Raw genomic sequence first — 6873 nt, forward strand, 5'->3', positions numbered from 1 at the left:
AGACAGCAGCACCGTGTTCTACGCCATCCCGCTCGAGAACAAACCGAGCTGGCGCAATCCGCCGTGGATGACGGTGCTGCTGATCCTGCTGAACATGCTGGTGTTCTGGGGGCCGCAGCGCAGCGAAGAGAAAGGCCAGGAGCGCGCCGCCCAGTACTACGTCAAGAGCGTGCTGCCCGAGCTGGAGCTGCCGCCTTTTGTCGAATGGCTGGAAAAGACCGACCCCAAGCGCGGCAAGGTGGCCCGGCGCATGCTGCCGCACGAAGAGACCTACCCCCAGCTGCTCGAAGGCCTGCAGAACGACAAGAAGTTCCTGCAGAAGCTGCAGGCCGACGCGGTCATCACGCCCGCGAACCCGCACTACGCCGAGTGGAAGCGCGATCGCCAGCAGTACGAGGCCATGCTGCCCGCGCCGTTCACCACGCGCTGGTCGCAGGACTACATCGAGAGCGTCGCGTCCAAGCCCTGGACCTGGGTCACGGCCGCCTTCCTGCACGGCAGCACCGGCCACCTGCTGGGCAACATGCTGTTCCTGTTCCTGTTCGGCTTCTCGGTCGAGCTGGTGCTGGGGCGCGGCACTTACCTGGCGTTCTACCTGCTGGGCGCCGTGGGCGCCTCGGCGCTGGCCGGCTGGGCCTATGCCGGCCAGCCCGGCTACGGACTGGGCGCCTCGGGCGCGATCTCGGCGCTGATGGGCATGTACGCGGTGATGTACCGGCTCAAGCGCATCCGCTTTTTCTACCAGCTGTTCTTCTATTTCAACTACGTGACGGCGCCGGCCCTGCTGCTGCTGCCGGCGTGGATCGTCAACGAGCTGATGCAGCACTGGCTCAGCGGCAAGGGCATTGCCTACATGGCCCACCTGGGCGGCCTGCTGACGGGCGCCGCGCTGATGGCCGGCGCGCTGCTGCTGCGCCGCGTGAAGACGCCCGAGACAGCGTCCGCCCCCGAACCCGACCGCTTCGACGAGCACGTGGCCGCCGCGCAGAAATACGGCGCCGCGATGAAGTTCGACCGCGCCTGCGCCGAGTGGCGCGCCGCCGCCGCGCTGCGCCCCGGCGACGCCGACACACTGCGCGCCTGGTTCAACACCGCGCGGCTGCAGCCCGCGAGCGACGACTTCCACCACGCCGCGCGCCGCATCTTCCGCCTGCCTGCCACTGACGCGGCCACGCTCGCGCTGCAGCACGCCAGCTACAAGACTTACCTCGACCAGGCCAAGCCCGGTGTGCGCCTGAAGCCCGACGACATGGCGCGGCTCGCGCGCCGCTTCGCGCGCATCCGCGAGTTCGGCGATGCCGACAAGCTCTGCCGCATCCTGCTGAAGACCGCGCCCGATCACCCCGCGCTGGCCGACACGCTGTCGGCCTGCGCCAACGGCCTGCTGCACGCGGGCGAGCGCGAGCGGGCCGTGAGCCTGCTGCCCGATCTGTTGCGCCTGGCGCCCAACGACATGGTGACGCGCGCGTTGCAACGCGCCTGAGAGTCCCCCGGCCTCGAAAGGCCTTGCGTGTTCCGGTGCGTGCCCTCATGGCACCGCACTTGCATTGCTGCTCTGTAAAGCTCGCCCGCGACCTTGCGTTGCATTGAACTCGCACGCGCTCACCCGCTCCATTTGGGACCTTCGTCATTCCTCCAGTGCCATGCCTGTCTACCAAAGCTCCCGTTTCTCGTTGCTCATGACCACCGTCGTGGTCTGCACCCTCGCAACGATCGCCGGCTGCTCGCGCACCAGCGCGGACGCGTCCGGCACCGCCAAGGCCGCCGCCGCACCGGAAAGAGAAGTCGGCACCGTCACGCTCCAGCACGAGACGCTCGCACAGAACACCGAACTCCCCGGCCGCACCGCCGCCCCCGTGATCGCCGAGATCCGCCCGCAGGTCGGCGGCATCCTCAAGGAGCGACTCTTCACCGAAGGCTCGCAGGTCAAGGCCGGCCAGGTGCTCTACCAGCTCGACCCCGCCCCGCTGCAAGCGGCCCATGCCAGCGCGCATGCCGGCGTGCGCAAGGCCGAGTCGGCCCTGGCCACCGCGCGCACCGTGGCGCGCCGCAATGCCGAACTCGTGAAGATCGACGCCATCAGCAGGCAGGTGTTCGACGAATCGCAAGCCGCCGAGCAGCAGGCCGAGGCCGATCTCGGCGTGGCCCGCGCCGCCGAGCAGACCGCGCGCATCCAGCTCGGCTACACGCGCATCACCTCGCCGATCACCGGCTGGGCCGAGCTGTCGACGGTCACGCCCGGCGCGCTGGTCACGGCCAACCAGGCCGCCGCGCTGACCACCGTGCAGCAGCTCGACCCGATTCACGTGCACGTCACGCAGTCGAGCAGCGAGCTGCTGCGGCTGAAGCGCGAGCTTGCCAGCGGCCGCCTGCAGCGCGCGAGCGACGCCGAGGCGCGCATCCAGCTCGTGCTCGAGGACGGCAGCAAGTACCCGCACGCGGGCCGCCTCACGTTCAGCGGTGTCACCGTCGATGCCGGCACCGGCAGCGTCACGCTGCGCGCCGTGGTGCCCAACCCCGACAAGCTGCTGATGCCCGGCATGTACGTGCGCGCCGTGCTGCGGGAAGGCACCGACGCCACCGCGCTGCTGGTGCCGCAGCAGGCCGTGACGCGCGCGCCCGACGGCAGCGCCTCGGCGCTGGTGATCGATGCGGAGAACAAGGTTTCCAAGCGCGCCATCCAGGTGGGCCGCGCGGTCGGCACGCGCTGGCAGGTGCTGCAGGGCCTGGCCGCGGGCGACCGCGTGATGACCGAGGGCTCGCAGCGCGTGAAGGTGGGCGACAAGGTGAAGGTGGTCGATCTCGGGGCCAAGGCCGTCGGCGGCCCCGTGGCCAGCGTGCAGCCCGACGCCACCGATGCCGCCTCCGACCCCGTGGCGCGCTGAGGTCCGGCCATGGCGCAATTCTTCATCGACCGGCCCATCTTCGCGTGGGTGCTTTCCATCGTCGTCATGCTCGCGGGGCTGATGGCCATCCGCACATTGCCGCTGGAGCAATACCCCGACATCGCGCCGCCGCGCGTGTCCATCAACGCCACCTACACCGGCGCGTCCGCCAAGACGGTGGAAGACTCGGTCACGCAGGTCATCGAGCAGCAGCTCAAGGGGCTGGACAACCTGCTGTACATGCAGTCGACCAGCAACTCGTCGGGCGTGGCGCGGCTGTCGCTCACCTTCGACGCGGGCACCAACATCGACGTGGCGCAGATGCAGGTGCAGAACAAGCTGCAGCAGGCCATGTCGCGCCTGCCTCAGCAGGTGCAAAGCCGGGGCGTCACGGTCACCAAGGGCGGCAACGACTTTCTCATGATCGTGTCGATGTACTCGGGCGACGGCAGTGCCTCGGCCGTGGACGTGGGCGACTACATCTCCAGCAACCTGGTCGACGTGATCAGCCGCATCGACGGCGTGGGCGAGGTGCAGACGCTGGGCACCGGCTACGCCATGCGCCTGTGGCTCGACCCCGACAAGCTGCGCAAGTACGCGCTGATGCCCTCGGACGTCAACGCCGCCATCACCGCGCAGAACGCGCAGGTCTCGGCCGGCCAGCTCGGCGCCTTGCCCGCCAGCGCCGGGCAGCAGCTCAATGCCACCATCACCGCGCGCAGCAAGCTGCAGACGGCCGAGCAGTTCGAGAACGTGGTACTGCGCGCCACGCCCGACGGCGCCGTGGTGCGCCTGCGCGACGTGGCCCGCGTGGAGCTGGGCGCCGAGAACCTCACCGTGCGCTCCCAGCTCGGCGGCCGCCCCGGCGCGGGCCTGGGCGTGGTGCTGGCCGACGGCGCCAACGCGGTGCAGGTGGCCGAGGCGGTGAAGGCCAGGATCGAGGAGCTCAAGCCCCTCTTCCCCAACCAGCTGCAGACCTTCGTGAGCTACGACACCACGCCCTTCGTGAGCGCGTCGATCGACGAGGTGGTCAAGGCGCTCGTCGAGGCCATGCTGCTGGTGGTGCTGGTGATGTATGTGTTTCTGCAGAACATGCGCGCCACGCTGATCCCGGCCATTGCCGTGCCGGTGGTGCTGCTGGGCACCTTCGGCGTGCTGTCGCTGGCGGGCTACTCGATCAACACGCTCACCATGTTCGGCATGGTGCTGGCCATCGGCCTGCTGGTGGACGACGCCATCGTGGTGGTGGAGAACGTCGAGCGCGTGATGCATGAAGAGGGCCTCTCGCCCAAGGAGGCCACGCGCAAGTCGATGGCCGAGATCACGCCCGCGCTGGTGGGCATTGCGCTGGTGCTGTCGGCGGTGTTCATTCCGATGGCCTTCTTCGGCGGCTCCACCGGCGTGATCTACCGGCAGTTCTCGATCACCATCGTCTCGGCCATGGCGCTGTCGGTGTTCGTGGCGCTTACGCTCACGCCGGCGCTGTGCGCCACCTTGCTCAAGCCCGTGCACAAGGGCGAGCACCCGGTGCCGCGGCGCGGGCTGCTGGGGCGTGTGGACCGCTTCTTCGCGGCCTTCAACCGCGGCTTCGACAGGAGCGCCGAGCGCTACGAGGGCATCGTCGGCGGCATCGTGCGGCGCGGCAAGCGCAGCATCGTGGTGTACCTGCTGATCGCGGGCGTGATGGCGCTGCTGTTCATGCGCCTGCCCACCTCCTTCCTGCCCGACGAGGATCAGGCCTTCCTGCAGGTGCAGGTCACGCTGCCGCCCGGCGCATCGAACGCGCGGCTGCAGCCGGTGGTCGAGCAGGTGCAGCAGTACTTCGACAAGCAGGCCGAGGTGCTGAGCGTGAACGTCATCACCGGCCAGAACGGCGACCAGAGTTCGGCGCGCGCCTTCGTCAAGCTCAAGGATTGGGCCGAGCGCACCGGCAAGGGCCAGTCGGCCGCCGAGCTGGCGCGGCGCGCCAACAAGGAGCTGTCGAGCGTGCGCGACGCGCGCATCTTCGTGCTGCTGCCGCCGGCGGTGCGCGGGCTGGGCGCCAACGCGGGTTTCAACTTCCACCTGAAGGACATCAACGGCCTGGGCCACGACGCGCTGGTGAAGGCGCGCGACCAGGCCATCGAGCTGCTGGGCCAGCGGCCCGAGGTGGTCAACGTGCGCAGCAACAACCTGGACGACACGCCCGAGTTCGCGGTGGACATCGACGACGCGCGCGCCGGCGCGCAGAGCCTGGCCACGTCGGACATCGACAGCACGCTGTCCAGCGCCATGGGCGGCACCTACATCAATGACTTTCTGGACAAGGGCCGCGTGAAGCGCGTGTACATGCAGGGCGACACCGACTTCCGCATGCTGCCCGCCGACATCGACCGCTGGAGCGTGCGCAACAGCCTGGGCCAGATGGTGCCGTTTCCGGCGTTCTCGAGTTCGCGCTGGAGCTACGGCTCGCCGCAGCTGCAGCGCTACAACGGCAGCCCGAGCTACGAGTTCGTGGGCGACGCGGCGCCGGGCGTGAGCTCGGGCGACGCCATGGCCGCGGTCGACGCGGTGATGAAGCAGATGCCGCCCGGCATCGGCTACGAATGGACCGGCGCGTCATTGCAGGAGCGGCTGTCGGGCGCGCAGGCGCCGCTGCTCTACGCCATCTCGATCCTGTTCGTGTTCCTGTGCCTGGCCGCGTTGTACGAAAGCTGGTCGGTGCCGTTCTCGGTGATCCTGGTGGTGCCGCTGGGCATCGTGGGGGCGCTGCTGTTCACCAGCTTGCGCGGGTTGAGCAACGACGTGTACTTCCAGGTCGGCCTGCTGACCACGGTGGGGCTGTCGTCGAAGAACGCGATCTTGATCGTCGAGTTCGCCAAGCAACTGCAGGAACAAGGCAAGGGCGTGGTCGAGGCCACGCTGCAGGCGGTGCGCCTGCGGCTGCGGCCCATCCTCATGACCTCGCTGGCCTTCGGCTTCGGCGTGCTGCCGCTGGCCATCGGCACCGGCGCGGGCGCGGGTGGCCGCCAGTCGATCGGCACCGCGGTGCTGGGCGGCATGGTGGTGGGCACCGCCCTGGGCATCTTCTTCGTGCCGCTGTTCTTCGCGCTGATTCGCGGCTGGCTGGCGGGCAGGCGCCAAACGAAACCCGCGCCGGAAGCCGCGGTGGGCACGACCGCCGAGCAAGGGGGCCACTGATGAAGCGCGCATTCCCTCTTCGCTCGCTGGCCCTGTCGGCCATGGCCTCGGCCGTGCTCGCGGGCTGCGTCAACCTGGCGCCCGAATACACCGCGCCCGCGTCGCCGGTGCCGCAGGTGCTGCCCTCTTCCGGCGTCGAGGCATCGACGCCGATCGATGTCGGCTGGCGCAGCTTCTTCGTCGAGCCCCGGCTGCGCGGCACCATCGAGCTTGCGCTGGCCAACAACCGCGACCTGCGCGTGGCGGCGCTCAACATCGAGCGCGCGCGGGCCCAGTACGGCATTGCGCGCGCCGGCCTGCTCCCCACGGTGGAAGCCGGCGCGGGCGGCAGCCGATCGCGCACGCCGGGCAGCCTGTCGACCAGCGGCGAGGCACGCATCAGCGCGCAGTACAGCGCCGACCTGGGCCTCACGAGCTACGAGATCGACCTGTTCGGCCGCGTGCGCAACCTCGGCGAATCGGCGCTGCAGAGCTACTTCCAGACCGAGGAGACGCAGCGCGGCACGCAGATCAGCCTGGTGGCATCGGTCGCGACCGCGTGGCTGCAGCTGGCTGCCGACGAGCAGCGCCTGCTGCTCGCGCGCAACACGCTCGACAGCCAGCGCAAGTCCTTCGACCTGGTGCAGCGCAGCCATCAGCTCGGCGCGCAGTCGGGCCTGGCGCTCGCGCAGGCGCAGAGCACGGTCGATGCGGCGCGCGCCGACGCGGCCGCGTTCGACAGCCAGGTCGAGCAGGACCGCAACGCGCTCGCGCTGCTGGTGGGCGCCATGCCGCCGGCCGACCTGCTGCCCGCGGCGCCGACCTCGGA

Annotated in this window: 4 protein-coding genes; all 4 read left to right on the top strand. The window is 69.7% G+C overall.

Translation table 11 applies throughout. The features are described 5' to 3' along the window. Window positions 1-13: 13 nt before the first annotated feature. A complete protein-coding gene (locus BMG07_RS24770) occupies window positions 14-1483 on the top strand; it encodes a rhomboid family intramembrane serine protease (RefSeq protein WP_198086767.1) in 1470 nt (489 codons plus the stop codon). Window positions 1484-1643: 160 nt separating this feature from the next. Further along, window positions 1644-2885 carry an efflux RND transporter periplasmic adaptor subunit gene (locus BMG07_RS24775; RefSeq protein WP_198086768.1) on the top strand — a complete coding sequence of 414 codons (1242 nt, stop codon included), beginning with the start codon at window positions 1644-1646 and terminating at the stop codon, window positions 2883-2885. Between the two features lie 9 nt (window positions 2886-2894). Further along, window positions 2895-6065 (top strand): efflux RND transporter permease subunit, encoded by a 3171-nt coding sequence (locus BMG07_RS24780; RefSeq protein WP_198086769.1) that lies wholly within the window; start codon window positions 2895-2897, stop codon window positions 6063-6065. After that, window positions 6065-6873, top strand: an 809-nt coding sequence (locus tag BMG07_RS24785) for a TolC family protein (RefSeq protein WP_198086770.1), incomplete at its 3' end; no start/stop codon positions are given. The genes BMG07_RS24780 and BMG07_RS24785, both read left to right, overlap by 1 nt.

Origin of the sequence: Variovorax sp. E3 (genome assembly GCF_016082275.1) — a bacterium.
Classification (GTDB): domain Bacteria; phylum Pseudomonadota; class Gammaproteobacteria; order Burkholderiales; family Burkholderiaceae_C; genus Variovorax.